The 17,198-nt window shown below is 42.8% G+C and carries 14 protein-coding genes; 9 read left to right on the top strand and 5 right to left on the bottom strand.

Features of this window, described 5'->3' with window-relative positions; all coding sequences use genetic code 11:
- Positions 1-14 precede the first annotated feature (14 nt).
- On the bottom strand, positions 15-320 hold the full coding sequence (locus ACIOU6_RS02300; protein ID WP_401133466.1) for a hypothetical protein: 306 nt from the start codon (positions 318-320) through the stop codon (positions 15-17).
- A 2-nt stretch (positions 321-322) separates the two neighbouring features.
- Positions 323-3,451 (bottom strand): hypothetical protein, encoded by a 3,129-nt coding sequence (locus ACIOU6_RS02295; protein WP_401133464.1) that lies wholly within the window; start codon positions 3,449-3,451, stop codon positions 323-325.
- Between the two features lie 170 nt (positions 3,452-3,621).
- Here ACIOU6_RS02295 and ACIOU6_RS02290 point away from each other — a divergent pair, with 170 nt between their 5' ends.
- The 3 genes from ACIOU6_RS02290 to ACIOU6_RS02280 are packed head-to-tail and all read left to right on the top strand — an operon-like array spanning position 3,622 to position 7,779.
- On the top strand, positions 3,622-5,457 hold the full coding sequence (locus ACIOU6_RS02290) for a hypothetical protein (protein ID WP_401133461.1): 1,836 nt from the start codon (positions 3,622-3,624) through the stop codon (positions 5,455-5,457).
- 2 nt (positions 5,458-5,459) lie between these two features.
- Positions 5,460-6,377 (top strand): ATP-binding protein, encoded by a 918-nt coding sequence (locus tag ACIOU6_RS02285; protein WP_401133458.1) that lies wholly within the window; start codon positions 5,460-5,462, stop codon positions 6,375-6,377.
- Positions 6,358-7,779: a phosphotransferase gene (locus tag ACIOU6_RS02280; protein ID WP_401133455.1), complete on the top strand. Its 1,422-nt coding sequence runs from the start codon at positions 6,358-6,360 to the stop codon at positions 7,777-7,779. Before ACIOU6_RS02285 ends, ACIOU6_RS02280 begins: the two co-directional genes overlap by 20 nt.
- 93 nt (positions 7,780-7,872) lie before the next feature.
- On the opposite strand, the gene ACIOU6_RS02275 is transcribed toward ACIOU6_RS02280, so the two are convergent.
- From ACIOU6_RS02275 to ACIOU6_RS02265, 3 genes are all read right to left on the bottom strand, one after another.
- Positions 7,873-8,343, bottom strand: coding sequence for a hypothetical protein (locus ACIOU6_RS02275; RefSeq protein WP_401133452.1), 471 nt, complete (start codon positions 8,341-8,343; stop codon positions 7,873-7,875).
- 152 nt (positions 8,344-8,495) lie between these two features.
- A complete protein-coding gene (locus ACIOU6_RS02270; protein ID WP_401133449.1) occupies positions 8,496-9,623 on the bottom strand; it encodes a hypothetical protein in 1,128 nt (375 codons plus the stop codon).
- Positions 9,613-10,182 carry a hypothetical protein gene (locus ACIOU6_RS02265; RefSeq protein ID WP_401133446.1) on the bottom strand — a complete coding sequence of 190 codons (570 nt, stop codon included), beginning with the start codon at positions 10,180-10,182 and terminating at the stop codon, positions 9,613-9,615. The genes ACIOU6_RS02270 and ACIOU6_RS02265 overlap by 11 nt, the downstream gene beginning before the upstream one ends.
- 733 nt (positions 10,183-10,915) lie before the next feature.
- Between ACIOU6_RS02265 and ACIOU6_RS02260 the strand changes: the two genes are divergently transcribed.
- The 6 genes from ACIOU6_RS02260 (at position 10,916) to ACIOU6_RS02235 (ending at position 17,140) form a co-directional block, all read left to right on the top strand.
- On the top strand, positions 10,916-11,332 hold the full coding sequence (locus ACIOU6_RS02260; protein ID WP_401133443.1) for a hypothetical protein: 417 nt from the start codon (positions 10,916-10,918) through the stop codon (positions 11,330-11,332).
- Positions 11,329-11,766, top strand: a complete 438-nt coding sequence (locus ACIOU6_RS02255; RefSeq protein WP_401133440.1) for a hypothetical protein — start codon at positions 11,329-11,331, stop codon at positions 11,764-11,766. The genes ACIOU6_RS02260 and ACIOU6_RS02255 overlap by 4 nt, the downstream gene beginning before the upstream one ends.
- Before the next feature lie 121 nt (positions 11,767-11,887).
- Entirely contained in the window at positions 11,888-12,577 is a 690-nt protein-coding gene (locus ACIOU6_RS02250) for a hypothetical protein (protein WP_401133437.1), read from the top strand.
- Positions 12,574-14,835, top strand: a complete 2,262-nt coding sequence (locus ACIOU6_RS02245; RefSeq protein WP_401133434.1) for a hypothetical protein — start codon at positions 12,574-12,576, stop codon at positions 14,833-14,835. Before ACIOU6_RS02250 ends, ACIOU6_RS02245 begins: the two co-directional genes overlap by 4 nt.
- Positions 14,836-14,956: 121 nt before the next feature.
- Complete coding sequence (locus ACIOU6_RS02240; RefSeq protein WP_401133432.1) at positions 14,957-15,616, top strand: hypothetical protein; 660 nt, start codon at positions 14,957-14,959, stop codon at positions 15,614-15,616.
- 216 nt (positions 15,617-15,832) lie between these two features.
- Positions 15,833-17,140 (top strand): hypothetical protein, encoded by a 1,308-nt coding sequence (locus ACIOU6_RS02235; protein WP_401133429.1) that lies wholly within the window; start codon positions 15,833-15,835, stop codon positions 17,138-17,140.
- The last annotated feature ends 58 nt before the right edge of the window (positions 17,141-17,198 follow it).

The raw sequence follows: 17,198 nt of genomic DNA, 5'->3' as shown, positions 1-17,198 counted from the left end.
AGCAAGAAACCTCATCAATCACCAAGCCCGAGCTTTTCAAGTCTCTTCTTTCTGACCTCATTCTGGCGCGCCATTTCCAGTCCCATCAGAGTTTCGTTGTGTTCAATCACATCACGATTCGCAGCATCAACTTCTTCAATCTTTGCATTTAGCTTCTTATTTATACTCACACCCTTGAGAATTGACCAAAATAATACCGCGCAAGCGAATGCAGTTAACAACATCGCACCAAAACTTAAAACGGTAAAAACCTTCACCAGACCTAGCACGACGATAGCTACCAAAAACCAATAGTAGTGCTTTTTAGATTGCTCATTCATATTCAAGCCTCCCCTTCAGTGGTTTGTTTATTTTTATGTTCTTCCTTACTGAATTCTTCTCGAGCTTGTCTATTTCTCTCTTTCCTTTGGGCCTCGTATTGCTTGGCCTTCAAATTGTTAGCCACAAGATTTTTGAAGCCTTTCTCAAGTGCTGGGACACTAGAACTGATCGCATTTTGCATTCTATTATTCGCAAACAATAAAGCATACATTCTGTTTGCTGAATCATCAGCAGGGGCATCCTCATTACCGATTACTTTCATTGTACTGTCGAATTGGTCCATCCCACTTTTATAGATACTGAAAATACAGAAAATGATAAATATTACCGTAGCAAGAATTGCAAGAATATCTCCAATAAACGACCCATCACTCATACCTAGAATTCCAGCAATTAAACCTTGAGCATTCATATTGTCTGCAGTGAATGAAATCACTTTCATAAACAAAGCGAGTACTGGCATGTACCAAGCTAAATAAACCAACTTCCACCCTGCTCTTTGTAAATGGATAGGATTACCGCTTATGGCACCGTAGCTGAAAAGCACTGGGGCTTCGATAAATTTGAAGAAAAACGCGAAGTAGATAAATGAAATCAATCTACCCAACAACATGAAGAATAAGGCCAAAGGAATAACGTATTTACAGAAAAAACCTAGTGCAGCAAATACATACCCCAACGGTAAATACGCACTCATAATAATATCCATGGATTTGAGAGCTATCTGTACTGTCTTACCGCTAAACGAACCTAGGAATTTAGCGATATTTCCGGTGAATTGTCCTGTCTTGATACCTGCTGATGATGAATCACTAGAACCGATCATCTCAATAATCGAATCGAGTGTTCCATCTGCAACGGCTGTAAGCGCCTTAAGCAATATGATCTTCACACCAAAGTCGAACATCTCGTTACCAAGCATGTACATCCCACCAGCGAGACCTATATGGTAATTGTTCGCACAGCTTTGTGGATTTGCTGCACACTCCGCTCTACCTTTCATAATCGACAGCGAGGGATCAAACCCGGCCATCAATTTGATAGAGGTGAAATCAAAACCGATTGCATCCATGATTAATTTGTTAAAGTCGAACTTACTAAACCAGCTTCCATCGTCCAAAAGAGTAGAAGGTGTTACGTTGATAATTGCTGAAAGGTAAAGCCCTTTGTAATCAACCGGAGCAAACGGTACAAGGTTACACGAGCTTGATTGGCCTTCTGGCCTAACATCCTGTATACCACAAAGCACCTTTCTATTCACGTAGTTATAGTTTTTAATATCGGCGTTATCCCAGTGAACAAAGAAAGCATTTTTCAATGTTTGGGTACTGATGTTTTTATTGTTACGGAATTTCGACATGGATGAAGCTGACAAAGCACTACCCAAAATCCCCTTCGTCGAGTTGCTTAACACTTCATAAGTCAGCATGTCTATGCCTTCTTTGTTCTCTTGCAGTGCCTTCTTTACGCCTATGTAATAAAGCTCGAAAGCCCTATTAGCAGCTGTTAGGTAAGCTAACTGCACCGCTCTGAATTTGAGAACGTCAGCTTGATTTTCGCTTCCCAATATCTCAATTTTCAATGAGATTGGGTTAAGGGTCGCGCACTGCATGTCAAAATCAGAGATTGAATCCCATCCTTGATCACGGTTTAACTTGGAACCTTTCACGTCATTCGGTAATTCGTTATATTGCTTTATAGCCCTCCTGGAAGATTCATGCTCAGACCATGTATCAGTGCAATATTCGTTTAGTTTGGCTTTTACAATCGTATTCTTAAAATAGTTAATAATGTTTTGAAATGAAGCACCATCAGCATCAAAGTCATGCCCCATGTACGCTGAAAGAAATCCCGATGCAAATTTCGATTTTATCACTTCAGCAACTGATGACGTACTGACTCCAATTTCGTCAAGCTTTAAAATGCCCATCACTTCTTTTGATTTAGCATAAGCATCATCAACAATGGCTTGCTCTTCTGCGTCGAACTTACCATCAACAACATTCATTGAGTTCGTTTGGAAATTGTCATCCATGATTTGAGCGTAATACTTACGACCTAACGTACCAGTATTTTTTAGATAGGTAGAAGATCCTCCCAACATTTCATTACTAGTCTTTGCCCCCTTTTCAAACATAGACCTCATCGTACCGTCATTAAGACTCTCACCAGTCAATTGCTCAACATCAGCACCATTCGATCCAATGATGAATTTACCAAAACTAGCGGGATAACCTTTAAGCACTTGGTCTTTGAATGGGTAATCGTCAGCAGACTTTTTCATTGAATAGTCTTTGACTTCGTTAAGCCAGTTAAGAATGTTTTTCCAATTTGTTGTTGCGTCTACGTTTGGTGTACCCCAGCTTTTATCCTTCGAAACCTTCAAACCGGCGTCAGCAGAAATTTTAAGTATCTCACCTCTTGTATACCCGGCTTCACCCAACGCCACACGATTATTGGCAAACATTGCGTCTATGGTCCTAAGATCTTCCGTAGCTATATCGTTTACCCTCTCGATGTTAGCCGAGAAAACCATCTTCTCTTCAGATCTGATAACGTTGTAATCTTCCGACTTTGCAAGCTCATTTAAATTAGATGATAGTAAATGCTGATTCGAGATCATGAAACCGAAGATTGCAAACAACAACATTACAACGCTGACAATGACGAGATGACAAAAAAGAAGAAGCAGTGCAACCATTCTTATCGTGTTGTTTTTGATAGCTGCTTCAACGCTACCGGTTTTCGCCTTGTCATATAAAAACTTCCAAATCAAAAAAACAGCAATCAGACCTGTTACGCCCAAACCTATATTGGTTAAATATGTAGTCATTGAATCGAGAAAAGGGCTTGGCTTTGAGAAGCTGGCATCGGTACGACCAGCGTTTACAAGAATCGGCTTGATCGCTTTAACAGCAGTAGAATTACTACCCTCAAGGGCAAGCAGTACGCTTACTCCCTGATCGGCATCACAAGCGAACATGCCTAGGGTTATCTGAGAAGCCAACCCCTTGGATTGAGGTGTTGCTGTCTTCATAACTTCACAAAGATTTGAATATTCGAGAGCTTGGGCTTGGTTGCCAACCAACAGAAGAAAAAGCATTGCGAACAGAATTTTGAATTGACGCATTAAGTTTAAGATTTGTTTTCTTAATTATACCATTTGTAAACATACGGAAACGAAGCTAGTGCGCACTTTAGAGGAAGAGAGCTAGCAAAGTTGCTTATACCTGCAGCTAAAGCTACTATAGCCAATGCTAGAAAAAAATCGGCAATATTGTGCTGCAGCAGGGGGTCGAAGTGAACATAGAAAGAATTCAAATAGAAGGCGGTTTTTTAAATGGGGTTGATTTGACCTTATCGGCTGGGTTGAATGTTCTAATCGGCGCTCGTGGCACAGGCAAAACGTCAATCATTGAATTGATCCGTTACGCTTTAGACGTCAGAAATATGACAAGCGAGTCTAAGAGCCGCTCTTTAGATCATGCTCGCGCAGTACTGGATGGCGGCGAAATCTGTGTAACACTGAATGATCTTATAGAAAATATAAGCGTAAGCAGAAGCGCGGATGAAGATAAATTTAGAGCCTCTTCAACTTTCACCTCACCTATCATATTGTCTCAGACTGAGATTGAGACTGTTGGTTTGAGTGAATCTGGTAGGCTCTCATTAATCGACGGCTTCCTTTCCAACAGAACTTCGATCAAAGGTGCGCTAGCAGAAACCGCGAACAACATACGATCTTTTTACAAAGAACTAGAAGCTCTAGAAAAGGAAATAATTAGCCTAGGCGAAGGTATTGAAGAGTTTCAAATACTTCAAGATAAAATCAGTCAACTGGAACTGGAACAAAAAAAATTCCTAGGCGAGTCAGATGAAATTTCAATCAAACAGCTAAAGTTCGGAGTGGTTTCGTCGAAACTCTCAGAGTTGAGCGTAAAAGATGAGGTTTTGCAAAGATTTAGCACCACCGTTGAAAATTGGTTCCAAAAATTGGAGAGCCAAGTATTCGAAGATTTCGGACCTGAAGAATGGGATGGCTCACCGGAAGATGATCCGTTGTCTGAGCTGCGCATTAAATACTCACAGACAATAATGCAATTAGATGATGCTTTAGGTTCATTCATGCAAATGAAAGAGGCAGCTAAAAACAAACTAGATGAAGTGCATAAGTCTAAAATCGAATTAGAAAAAGAGTCGCGTGCAATAAGAGGTGAGCTTGACCATAACACAGCAGGTGCTGGAGCTTTGGCTCGACAAATTACACTACTGAGAGCCAATGCTGCGCAAATTCAATCTCGACAAAAGCTTATAAACGAAAGAAAGGCTAGGTTAGCAGCCTTAAGAACTCGTCGCGATTCAAAGCTAGAAGAACTGTTAGAGTTGCGAGCAAACCGATCTACTGAACGTAAAAAAATCGTGGAAGACTTAAACGAAGCTCTGACACCTTGGGTTAAAGTAGAACTTGAAGGTTCCGCGCAATTCACTGAGTACACTCGTGCAATTGCGAACGCACTGCGCGGCAGTGGTATGAAATATAATGAACTCGCTTTAAATATTTCAGAAAAAGTAAGCCCCCAAGAGCTTATGGATTTTGTTGAATATTATGATTTTGAAACACTATCCCAGATTACCAGTATCCCGAAAGAACGCTGTGCCAGGCTATTAGGTGTTCTCGCGGAAACGGGAATATCAGATATTGTTACAAGCGAAGTAGAAGACAACATAAAACTAACACTTCTTGATGGATTAGACTACAAGGACGTAGCTGCATTATCTGCAGGACAGAGATGCACTGTAATATTATCAATCGTACTACAACACCGTGAACGCATGCTGATCATTGATCAACCTGAAGATCATCTAGATAACTCGTTCATTGCGAATACAGTAATCAAAGCGCTAGTCAATAGAAAAGGTTATGGACAAGTAATCCTTTCAACGCACAACGCAAACATTCCAGTACTTGGACAAGCTGATTTGATAATAGAAATGACATCAGATGGGCGTAATGGATATGTTCAAATGTGTAAGCCTCTCGACGATCTTGAGGCTGTAGAAGCGATTACAAATGTCATGGAAGGAGGCGCGCAGGCATTTGCTACCCGTGCGCGCTTCTACGCAGGGCACAGTTAAAAATGAATGCTGAAGAAGCCAAAATAGTTTTGATTGCAGGTACTGTTAAAGAACGCCTACAAGCAGCTCGGTACTTTTCCCAAAACCCTACTGAGGTTAGCACTGATTTATTGCGGGATGCGCTCGCGCAAGAAGGAGTTAGCTGGATTAAAAAAGCCCTACTGCTTGCACTTGAGCGGGCTGATGTTTCAGTCATACGACCCGCAAATGTTGATGATTCGGCTGAAGGCGAAGTAAATATTAAGCTCATTCGATCCATAATGGCGCGAGCTACTGAAGAAGTCACAGGGACTATCCTTCATGAGTTTAGTACGATTATCGGCGAAATCAACATGAAGGCGCAGTCTGAGTTTGAGCATTTCTCAGAGTCTCAGACGTTTAGACTGATGTCGCGCTTAAAAGAAATTCTCAGAGCAGTTAGAGAGTTAAAACAGGCATCTGCTTCACCAAATTACAGCGCATTTGATTTGGGTGAGCTGATTGATCAGATCGTAGAAGAGAATCCGAAAATCTTCGAAGAGATAAAACTGCTTGACGGAGGGCTGCGACCGTTTTTGGTTACTGCAGATCGAGGCTCTATGTATTTGGCAATCATCAACGGATTGAGAAATGCTAATGAAGCAGTTCTTAGCTATAGCAGAAAGAACCCGCCCGAAGTGTTGCTAACATGGGGTCGTGCGGGAGATGAGGTTTTTTTCGCCATTATTGATTCAGGTTCAGGCTTTAAAGGTAACCCTGTTGACGCGATGAAGATTGGAGTTTCGAATAAAGATAGAAATCTCCATACGGGATATGGTCTCGCCACTGCGTCCAGTGCAATGAAAGCTATGGAAGGTGAATTATCACTTTCTAACAGCCTTGAGGGCGGCGCAAAGTTTGAACTTAGATGGTACAAAGATAATGAAACTACTACTGGTTGAAGATAATAAATCGTATGCCGAGACGCTTATAGAGCAGATTTCGAGAATAGAAGGAAATATTGAAGTTTTTCTAGCTGAAAGCCGTGATAGTGCGCTCTCATTTCTGAATGAGGTCTTTTTTGACCTGGTAATTCTTGATCTCGAAATTCCTACTACCGATGGTTCTTTCGATTTAGAAGTTGAGCATGGGCATCAAGTTTTTTATAGCGCAGGTAGTTTAACGCCAGGCACACCGGTCTATATTTTAACAGGGTCCGACCCAGATGCATTTCTTAGAGGGCTCGCTAGGAAAGGTCAAAGTATAGACTTATGGGGTGACGGTACATTGGTGCCAACTGTAGCCTATTACCTAAAAGAGGACGGCAATCAACTAATCGCAGAAATTAGGGATATCGCATCGCGCATAGCTCTCACTGACGCTATTCGCATAAATATCGGTGCCAACGCAATCGATCTTACGCAAGAACAAAAAAGGGCCATTAAAGTATTTACAAGAGCAAACGGTGGCAGCTTTTGTAAGTTAAAGAAGTTAGGCGGTTTATCAGATGCAATAGTACTGAAGATCAGTGTGATGGATCAAGCAGGCCGTGTTAGATGTGAATGTGTCGGCAAATTAGGTCTTGCGAGGCATGTCAAGAAGGAGATCGCTGCATATGAAGCAGAGGTAAAACATCTGCGACTGGGAACCTTTGCGCCAGTAATGAGTTATAACGATCAGGGACTTCGTGGCTTTTCTGCTATTTTTTATGTCTTGGCAGATGAACATACCGATACTTTTTTTCAGTTAGCCTTAACCAACCCTGCTGCAGCCCTTGATGTACTTGGACGGATACGCACTGCTTTAGCACGCTGGTCAGACTCGAGAAATGTCAAACCGGTGAAAATAAAAGACATTCGCAGGCGGATCTTGAGTGATGAAAACTTTCAAAATATCATTACTACTCACTCTCTTCAAATACTTATAGATTTGGAAGAGAGGACCGTTGAAATCTCAGAAGCTTGCATTCATGGTGATTTACATGGAGGAAACATACTAGTCAATGGAGATAACACTCCGGTACTTATCGACTTTGGCGACGTGGGTACTGGCTACACTTGCCTTGACCCAATAACCCTTGAGCTTAGTTTAATATTCCATCCTGATGCCAGAGCGAACGGATTAGCTACCCTGCTTGAATCATCAGGTGAAAGTTGGCTTGACCTAAATATCTACGCAAAGGATTCACCACTTTATCAAGTGGTTAAGTATTGCAGGGAATGGGCCTATGACGTCGCCCCTCACGATGAATCAGTTTTGAGCATGGCGTATTTATTTGTCTTGAAGCAGTTCAAATATGACACTGTTCCACCCGAAGTACTTAATAAGATCCTAAGAGGGATAATTAATAGACTCAAAGATTAGCGGTGGCGCTTACTCATTTATGTCTATTCTTCCCCCCAAATATAATCCGGCGCCAGGTATACGGCGCCGCAGTATATATTTACATAATTCTTATTATTTTAAGATACTCACTTCATTATAGGCGTCAGCTTGGATCATATTGAGCTGGGCAGACCACAAGCCTACAGCGGCACCCAGGACGATGAGACTCACCACTACAGGTACGTGGAGTGCGAAGGCTATGGCGAGCATCACAGAGGGCATCAGGAAGCACACAGCGCCGTCTTTGATGATTGCTTTGTGCTGTGCCACGTACTGGCCGGGTGCAAGAATATTGCTTGATAGTATCTTGCCTGAAAACGCGAGAGCAGGAGTAAACCCGCCTTCATAGCCATCATCCTTTTTGGCGCATTTGGCTCTTAGCATTGCTAGGGAGAAAACGCCTAGTAAGCTCATTAAAAATACCAAGGAGAATAGATAGAAGGCGAAGCTTGTACTGAAGGGTTCTTTGAGGAAAAAAGCAATTATCGTTTTGATCACGAAGCCACCCATAACGGCAATGGGTAGGATGCGGACAAGGTTCATGCCGACACCCTCAAGGAGATTCCTTTTTACGTGCAGTAGACTTTTGATTTCAGAATCGGTTGGTTGATTTATCATTTATAGTAAAATTTGTTCATGCTCAAATTATACCATTCCAAAATTCAAAACCAGACATTTAGAAATCATTTGACACATTAGTCCTGCAGTCCATCTCGTATCAATATGAGTTTAGAATGGTAATCATCCACAACCTTGAACTCATATGAGTTACGCACATATCTTTTTTGAACAGCGTGCAGCTCCTTAAAGAACTCTGCAATCATCTCTTTATAAGCACGCGTATCTTTCAACTCATTAACTCGTAGTTTTGAACTAAATGTCGTAATAAGCTTTTGCCAAGTTTCTAAGAACATTCGCTGACCGGCTGTATCCTTGGCTTGGTCAATCCAGAAATGAAGCCTAGCCAGCTCATCAATCATCTTAATTTTTTTGATTGGAACAAGGCCATGCTTTGCAGCAAAGCGTCCTTCAAAATTCTGCATCAGGGCTTTGCGTAACTGAGAACTTTCAGCCTTGTGATCAATGCTAGGAACTGTCGCATTACCTGTGAACGCAAGGAAAGCATTCAGGATAGTCGTAACACGATTAACATACTCGTTTATGGAGTAGATATTAATGCCGAAGTTGAATCCTTCAAGCTCCATGTCGCCATCATATTCAACATCAATATTAAGGAAGCTTAAAGAGTTAGGCATCATGATCAAATGCTTTACCAGGTTGTCAGCTTCAACATGAAACCACTCATTTTTTTCAAGCATGTATTTCAACATTTCATAGCTTGAAAACATATCCGATAAGTCACCGACCTTTGCCAATTGACCACTCACGATCTGAACCCTGAACGAGCATTCTAAAGGCGAGTTATGAGGAAAAATATTGTGGTACAGCTTATCTTGGTCTTTAAATTTTATTTTATTACCTAGGCTCTCTTCAATCTCGTTTAGGCGCTCGAAAAATAGCTTGCGGTGATTCACGTACTGCTCAAACGTAAGTGCTTCAATTTGCTTGCCCGTGACCTTCTGCTGCTCCTTAAATTGGGCATTCAGGAACAACAGTGTGGCTAGGGTTGCCAGTGTACCAAACAGTGTGAAAACCCCTGCAAGCATCGAGCCGAAACTGGCCCATGCCGTATGGTCATGTGAGCGTGGACCGAGACTAACTCCATAGGTAATGAAGATTGTCAAAATGAATAAAAAACCAACACCTATGACCGCGGAAATTAGTGGGTATGCCAAAAGACCTTTCCAAATTTTAGCTACCATTTCCTGGTACCCTCATAAGATAGTCAAGTAAGAACCACGTTGATATGGCACAGCCAACTGTAATCAAAGCCAAAATCCCATTTCGCTTGAAAGACTCGCTTTCTTTCAATGCAAAAAAATAAAGAATATTTATGGCAATCCAGTAAGCAATCGCACCACTTAACCACCACCAAGCCTCTGGATTTATAGGTGTCCAAAACAACTCCCTTCCGATATAAAACCCTAAAGCACCGTAAGCAATATCAGTCGCAATATTAGAAAAAAACAATAAAACCCTAACAGTAAACCTGCGTAACAATCCGTTTCGAAAAACTCTAATCACAGTAGCAGTAGCGACACAAACTGCGCTAACAACAACGCCAAAATATAAATTCTCCACAGTGACATTAGCACCGACAAACTTCCCCCCTCCAAACCAACAGGATAATAAAGCGATAAGAATAGTTAATATGAAAGGATAGATTGAAACGTTTACTTTATCTGAATAGCATTTTTTAGCTTTTTTTAACCGTACAGAGAGCCAATTTTTTTTCTTAAACTGGTAGGTTGATGCGTTCATTAACGGTCCTTGTTTTCAGATAAATTGAGGATGTGAGTTTACCTAAAATGATGGCATACAGACAGCACTACCATCGCCTGGAGCAAAACCACTCACGTTACCCAACAGCCGATCCAAGGACACACCAGCATCAAGCCATCCTGTCTATCGAATGGAATAGACTGAAAGCTCTTACCGCTTCTGTATGACGTACACGAACCATCCAGACACAGCCGATCCAGCTACGGCCAACACATCAGCTTGGCGAGCCGATTCCGGCTGCGCAGCGGTCGGATGTCTCACTCACTCCCCTACCCCCTTCGGATGACCACGAAAGCGGGGGATTCCATCAAAAACTATGCACCATTGGGTAAGTATTGGATATTCAATAAAGCTATTTATAAGCATTTTTTAGAGCAGGCAAGGTCAGGTTGTTAATTGACAAGTCAATTAAAACAATCTAGCGCACTCCGTTTGTTTGGATACCGCATTCTATAAGGCTTTCATTAAATCAGTGATGACAAAAATCAGACATAAATCAATAAAAAGTGAAAGCATGTTAAAAGGCATAAATAGAATAAAGTGCGCTATTGAAATGCTATAATCTAAAGTACAACAATCTCTATTCACCATGATAACCACACACCTAAAAAACTATTTTCGACTTATAAAGCTTGGCAAAAAATTACGCTCCAAAGAATCCTACAGAATCTTAATAACATACAGAAACTCTGTAGAGGACAACATTCGTGACGTGCTTAAAGAAATAGAGAGAACGCAGCCCCATAAACTACGCAAAGCTCTTTTTAAATCAGTAAAAGAAAAATCCGAAGAATACACACCTTCAGCCATGAATCTCGCAAGGTTAAACGCTTCAAAACTCGAAATAGACAATGCCATCTTGGACTACAAATATCTTTACCTTATGAACCCGGTTAAGCAAAGAGCCCTAACCTACAACTATGATTTACTCGACCTTTTGAAACTGCAAATCACATTCGTATTGTTAACTATTCTTTTAAGTATTGCCGCAGTCAATCACTTTGACAAAATCATCGCCGGGATAATTGCAAGTGTTGTTTTTATTTACAATCTACAAATGAAATCCAACAGAACAATTTGCGAAATTAAAAATGCTATAATAGATACAAACAAACAACATAAAAAATGACAATCACAAAAACCATTTCTGAACTAAAATACGACATTATCGAAAAACAAAACGAGTTCACAACGCTAGCTTCGGAAATAAAAAAACTTGAAGATCAGGCTAGTACCATTCGCGCAAGCCGAGACAAATTCGGTGAAACCCTACTGAAGAAATCTTCCACTGACGAAGCAAAAGCCAGGGCTGAAAAATCCTATGACAACAAAACCAAATTGCTTGAAAGAAACGAGTCTATAAAGAAATTAAAAACAGAAGCCCGAGGAAAAATCACGTCAGAAATAAGCGCTATTGAATATTCGATCTCAGTAATAGAAGCACTAGAGTTTGTCGAAGAAATGAAGGCCCTGACTTCAATCAAGGACACTGCCAAGTTAAGAGAAGCCTTCAGGACAAAACTCCAGCCGCAGCACACAACGAATAACAGCCCCCATCAGTGAGGGTTGACCCATGAAAAGGTATCTCCAGTTCAGGTGTTCAGAACGCTTCAAGTCAGACCTACAGAAACTAGTCTTTGCGTGTGGTTACACACGCCTTCCAGAGGTCGTGAATGAGATCGAGATGATTGCCAAATACAGAAAAGGCGTGAGCCTTTTCTTGACTCACCTCCACAGCGATAGAGACATTTACATTCCTCTGAAAGACCAGAAGAGCCTTGCCGGACTGAAGGACACGTTCAACAGAAATCAGAGCAACATCCAGCAGCTTTTCAACCTCTGTGCAGGGCAACAGTACACATCTAAGCAAGGCAAGACGGTCAAGCTCCCCAACGTGCTTACGATGCTTCTGAAGCATCACGTCAAGGTGAACCTGCTCAGTGAAAAATTCACGTATGTCCACGTGGAATACGTTGAACAAACCACTGGTGTAGAGGCCGTAGCCAAACGCAAATTCTTACGCAGCGCCGAGCTTTATAGGGAGAGCGAAACGCGCCTATCTGCGCTGCTTGAGGACGAACCATACTGGTTTTTTAAACACGATGACGATCCATTTACTCAGATTGTGAGGGCAATCGAAGAAGCCAAGATATTCAAGATTGGGGTTAGCTCAAAGCACCCCTTCTTCGTCGAAAGAAAGCTCATTTACGACCTTCTGAATCGACGCGTCAGAGACGTGAATGAGCTGGTGAAAATCGGTAAGGACTACAAAGAACTGCTGGTTCGCACAATGCTTGAAGCATCAAAAGCGTTGGAGCTTTTACACATGAAATATAGGAACAATAAAACGATCAGAATACGAGAAGAAAAATGATAATTGCCGTACCACTTAAGCTTAAATTTGCCAGCATTACATCCAACGCAAAGATAGAATACGTTGAATCCTCTGACCCTGAAATCAGAGGGAAGGTCAGGATTAAAGGTGCGGTTGCTTATTTGTACCTTCCAAAAATCAATGACGAAGGAATAGACACACACGTAGGAGTCCAATATTCAGAAACGAATTTGGATTTACAGTTAGATTCACCGCAAAAAATGAAGAAGCTTGGCCTTTTTAAAAACGATATTGATGAAAGAAATTATACATTAGAATTCGCAAATTCTTGTGCACAAGAATTCATACAGCATTCTAAGCAAGGCAGAAATTCTTCATCGAAAGCATCTGATGCTTTTTCGTTCATCGTTTCTTGTACAGACAACGAGCTAGCGACACTAAAAACTGACGAAGAAAAAGCAAAATTCCTTATCAATTCCGCCAAAGAAACTTTACTTGAGCTGTCTAATTCCAAAACGGATATTGCATTCAAATACATGATTGTTCCTCACCTTAAAGACGGGAATCCACACGTACACGTCCTAATGTCTACTCGTAGACTGGATGGGTATAGACCTAGCTTTTTCCGTGGCAAAAAACACAGCGGTATAATCAAGAAAATGAGAGACGTAAAATTCCGTCTCGAAGAAAAATATCCTTTCCTTTTACAGATGGAGCATGAAGACCGAGCTAAAACTATTGATGTATCAACAAATCCAAATACAGGCGAAGTCTTTGGAAAAGACGTTGAGCTAGTAAATAGAATTGAGTCAATCACCTCAAAATTCATTGGGCAGAACTTCTCTTATCCACAATTCACACTCGCGCTACGAGAAAGTGGTTTTGAGGTTGTGGATGATTACCTTAATGGAAAACAGCACATCAAGATCAAACACAAGGATTATAGCGATGACTTCCTTTCTATAGACACCCTCCCCCATCAAACGAAGGGTGTGCTTGAGTTGCATGCAGCATACAAATACAAGGCTAATCAGACAAAAACAGACGTTTCCCTAATTGTTTCCAAAGCAGTGGCGTTGGTCAACGCTTCCGACATGAGCAATGGGTTTGAAGAGCTGAACAAAAAACTGTACCAGGAGCTGGGCGCACGGCTGGTGCCAAACATCATCAAAAACAAAAGTGGCGAACGTAAAGTCAGCGGCTGGTCCATCTACCTGGACGAATTCGACTTCAAAATCTCTGCCAAAAAATCCGGCGTCATCATTGATAACAAGCTGAAAATCGACATGGATGAGGTCGAATCAATCAACAGTCTTTACCAAATGGTCAAGAAACAGAACATTCAAAAGCAGGTCACAGAAGCCACGGTGAACGGCTCTATCACCATCGCAGATGGCAGGAAGAAGAAGATCAAATTCAGGTTCATAGACAACACTGAAACCCTCCAGGACTTCATCACAAGGTTCAACGAGAACAGTAGATACGGCCCATCCATCACCAAGCAGATGATCGTGGGGAACACCGTTGTGTCGAAATTCAACCAAAGAGACGTATGCACAATCGTTGGGAATGCCGTAGAGACTTACCAGACTGACCTGAATTCAGCTCTCATCACTATGAGTATCCACGTTGCCAAAGGCCACACCAAGATCCGCTGCACAGGGGAGCCGAACCCGAGGACGCAAGCGAATCTCTACCTTGCATCACGTATCTGCGGGACAACGCTTCTGGACTACACGCCTTCTCCAGAGCTTGTCAGAGAAGCAGATGCAATGATGGACAAAGAGTACAAGAAGCCCGTGATATCTAACCGTCAGAGAATCAAAGACGCGGTAGCCATAAGAGCTACTGACCCAACAGGCAAATCGAAGAAGGTGTTCATCCAGACGAACAACAGAATGGATCGTGAGGTTGATGCCCGACCGAAGCTATATGGCTTCCTCTATGGCATACACAAGGGGATAGCCCTCCAAGACTTCACATACGTCCAGCACCTGAACCATCTGCCAAGGGCAGTGAAGAAGCGTGTCATTGACGATCTACGCAAGGATGAGCAGCTAACGGCCCACGAGCTGGACAGCATCCTTATACGAGCTGGGATAACCCTGGAGGACGCACCACCGGCAAAACCACCAGTACATGTGCCGGCAATTGCTGCGCAAGATCAGAAGCCAGCCCTTGCCACGCATTCAGCTCAAGCGGTCACAGAGCAGGAAAAGCCGGATCAGCCAGGTTCTTCAGCATCTGGTAAGCCTAGATCCCCTATACGATCACCTAGTAAACCGGGGAAGGCGTGATGGTCTATTCATCCTACCCTGCTCTCCCAGGCCCTTTCGGTTTCTGTCATGATCATCATCAATGGAGGTTCCCAAGGATCTAGGCAGTTGTTGGGGAGCCTGACGCACATAAAGGATTAACATGTTTCGCAAAGCTCAAATCATTACTTTTCCGGCCTTAATCGCGACGGTCATTTTGCTGACCGGCTGCCCGCCGTCACCCGAATTTACACAGTGGAAACGCCCTTCTACATCTGTTGAGGGTGTCAAAGCCGCAATGACAGAATGTGGCGACCCGGTAGGCACTTCGATGACGCATTTGCCAATCAACGAACAGGTGCTGCAATTCCAATGTATGAAACGTCATGGTTTCATCCGAAAAGACGGTTTTGAATACTGTGACATTATGAAGAATATGCCCGCCTGCGTTGAAGAGAGGCAGGGCCATCCTCTCAGCTTGTCCCAGCTCGAAGCCTTGCCGTTTGTCGAAGATGAGGCATTTCACCCGATCAAGCCAAATTCAGGCCGGGATGAACGCATGCAAGTCACTTGGCGGAAGGCGGGAGCATCACCGCATTTCTCAGTCCAGATAGCCAATGATAGTGAAGCCCTGCCGGTGATGTACGCATGCGGCTATGCCAAACCGCTAGGATCAAATTTGGACGTTGCAAGTATTGGAGACACAGCTAAAGCTCAACGCTGCATGATTGATCACGGCTTTGAGCCGAAGCATAAATCAACGTTGGTTTGCCTGATATATCCCCAAGTGACTGGCTGCTCGTCAACGGCACTGCCGCGTTGAACCATTCAGTTAGAGGCAATATCGGCGGAAAACGATCATGAACGAAATTCTGACTGCCCCTATGTCACCGATACCGCGCTCGTAGGCCATCCTCGCGCTTGCACCTGCTTGGATCGATTAATTGCTCGTAGTAGCATGTGGCTACCCGTGTCGATGGCAAAGCGCCCGCACGCACAACTAAAGGCTAAAGGCTAAAGGCTAAAGGGAATTATAGATATGTCGATGCTGGATTTCATTGGCGAGCTGGGACGTGTGGAAAAAATTCACAGGAAACCACACATCCCTCGCGACAAAGCCTACAACGCTATCGCTTCGTATTGCCCAACCACTAGTTATGACGACATTCAAATTCTCATTGATGAAACGGTATTTGGTAACGCAAAGGTAGGCGTCATCATCACTGAGAACGAAATCTGCGGCAAAGATAATTTCTGTGATCCTTTCCACTATTCCCTGCCGAAGGTTTCATCTCTTTTCGTCAAGAAAGGGCTGATGAACTCAACACTTTACATTAACGAACAGCAGGTGATTAAGCTAACCCAAGCGTCAGGCGCTAAGCTGGTATATCTGTTTGAAAGGATCGAAAAGTATCTGCTTAAAAACAAGAACATTCCTACGCCGAAGCCTTCTGCTACTCCAGTTGCATCGTCTATAAGTGAGGCACCTCTTACCTCGGCGCAGCCCTACACAGTTCAACCGATCAATCCACCTACTACACAGATCCAAGCTCAGACCAGTTTACCCGCATCGGCCGAACCTTTTCTGGAACCAGCACTTGAGATGGTTGAGACTGTCGTAGTTGAACCAGCAGAAGAAGATGCTTCGGTCGAAGAGCCTAAAACTAAATCTCGATTCCGCCGCTGGCCGAAGGACGATTTGATTAATTCGATTCAGGCTAATAAACATGTCAGTGCTGTATTTAACTTCATTGGCGACGTGCTAAGTGATAATAAATCCACCAAATCCGCCGCACTGCGAAGGGAAGTCCAGGTTTTTCTGACTAATTCAGTTTTGCGATTGAGAAAGGAATACATTGATCGAAACCATGTCATCGGGCTGATGAACGATGTGGCCACAATGGAGTTAATGATCTACAGCATCGCTTACCTTCGATTAGAGCTAGCTGACCGTCAAATAGATCCGAGGATGATTACCTACACGATGAGCGAGGGTGTCAAAGCATTTCTTTCACTAGACAATTCAACCAGCTCCAGAAACATGCTGGCCAATCTGTTGCATCTCGCTGACGCAATGGGTGAGAACATTGATGCGATCAATTTTACTTTCTACATGAGAATCTTGATGAGCAATATGAAGGGAGGACTGGCTGATGACGAATTTGATATGAGCCAACTGCGTACACTTGCTTCATTCCACAAAAACCAACCACCACGAGAAGCGTTGGTAGAAATTGTTGAAGAATTTGCGGTTGCCTCAATGGGTGAGTTTGGTGATATTAGTAGCAATCGTCAAATGAGCAACGATGCGAGACGCTGCGCAGACAGCGTAATCGATCTCTTCTAAACACCCCCTCCTTTGCCCCTGGTAAAGCCGCCGCGTGGATGGAAGGATCTACGTCCTA

It is taken from the genome of Pseudomonas sp. NPDC087615, assembly GCF_044743445.1.
Lineage (GTDB): Bacteria > Pseudomonadota > Gammaproteobacteria > Pseudomonadales > Pseudomonadaceae > Aquipseudomonas > Aquipseudomonas baetica_A.
Note: the sequence above shows the minus strand (reverse complement) of the source record. Positions and strands in the feature narration are given on the sequence as shown.

Coding starts and splice junctions, on each gene's coding strand:
- ACIOU6_RS02300 (WP_401133466.1), bottom strand. CDS start 320: ATGAATGAGCAATCTAAAAAGCACTACTATTGGTTTTTGGTAGCTATC.
- ACIOU6_RS02295 (WP_401133464.1), bottom strand. CDS start 3,451: ATGCGTCAATTCAAAATTCTGTTCGCAATGCTTTTTCTTCTGTTGGTT.
- ACIOU6_RS02285 (WP_401133458.1), top strand. CDS start 5,460: ATGAATGCTGAAGAAGCCAAAATAGTTTTGATTGCAGGTACTGTTAAA.
- ACIOU6_RS02280 (WP_401133455.1), top strand. CDS start 6,358: ATGAAACTACTACTGGTTGAAGATAATAAATCGTATGCCGAGACGCTT.
- ACIOU6_RS02275 (WP_401133452.1), bottom strand. CDS start 8,343: ATGAACCTTGTCCGCATCCTACCCATTGCCGTTATGGGTGGCTTCGTG.
- ACIOU6_RS02270 (WP_401133449.1), bottom strand. CDS start 9,623: ATGGTAGCTAAAATTTGGAAAGGTCTTTTGGCATACCCACTAATTTCC.
- ACIOU6_RS02265 (WP_401133446.1), bottom strand. CDS start 10,182: ATGAACGCATCAACCTACCAGTTTAAGAAAAAAAATTGGCTCTCTGTA.
- ACIOU6_RS02255 (WP_401133440.1), top strand. CDS start 11,329: ATGACAATCACAAAAACCATTTCTGAACTAAAATACGACATTATCGAA.
- ACIOU6_RS02250 (WP_401133437.1), top strand. CDS start 11,888: ATGATTGCCAAATACAGAAAAGGCGTGAGCCTTTTCTTGACTCACCTC.
- ACIOU6_RS02245 (WP_401133434.1), top strand. CDS start 12,574: ATGATAATTGCCGTACCACTTAAGCTTAAATTTGCCAGCATTACATCC.
- ACIOU6_RS02240 (WP_401133432.1), top strand. CDS start 14,957: ATGTTTCGCAAAGCTCAAATCATTACTTTTCCGGCCTTAATCGCGACG.
- ACIOU6_RS02235 (WP_401133429.1), top strand. CDS start 15,833: ATGTCGATGCTGGATTTCATTGGCGAGCTGGGACGTGTGGAAAAAATT.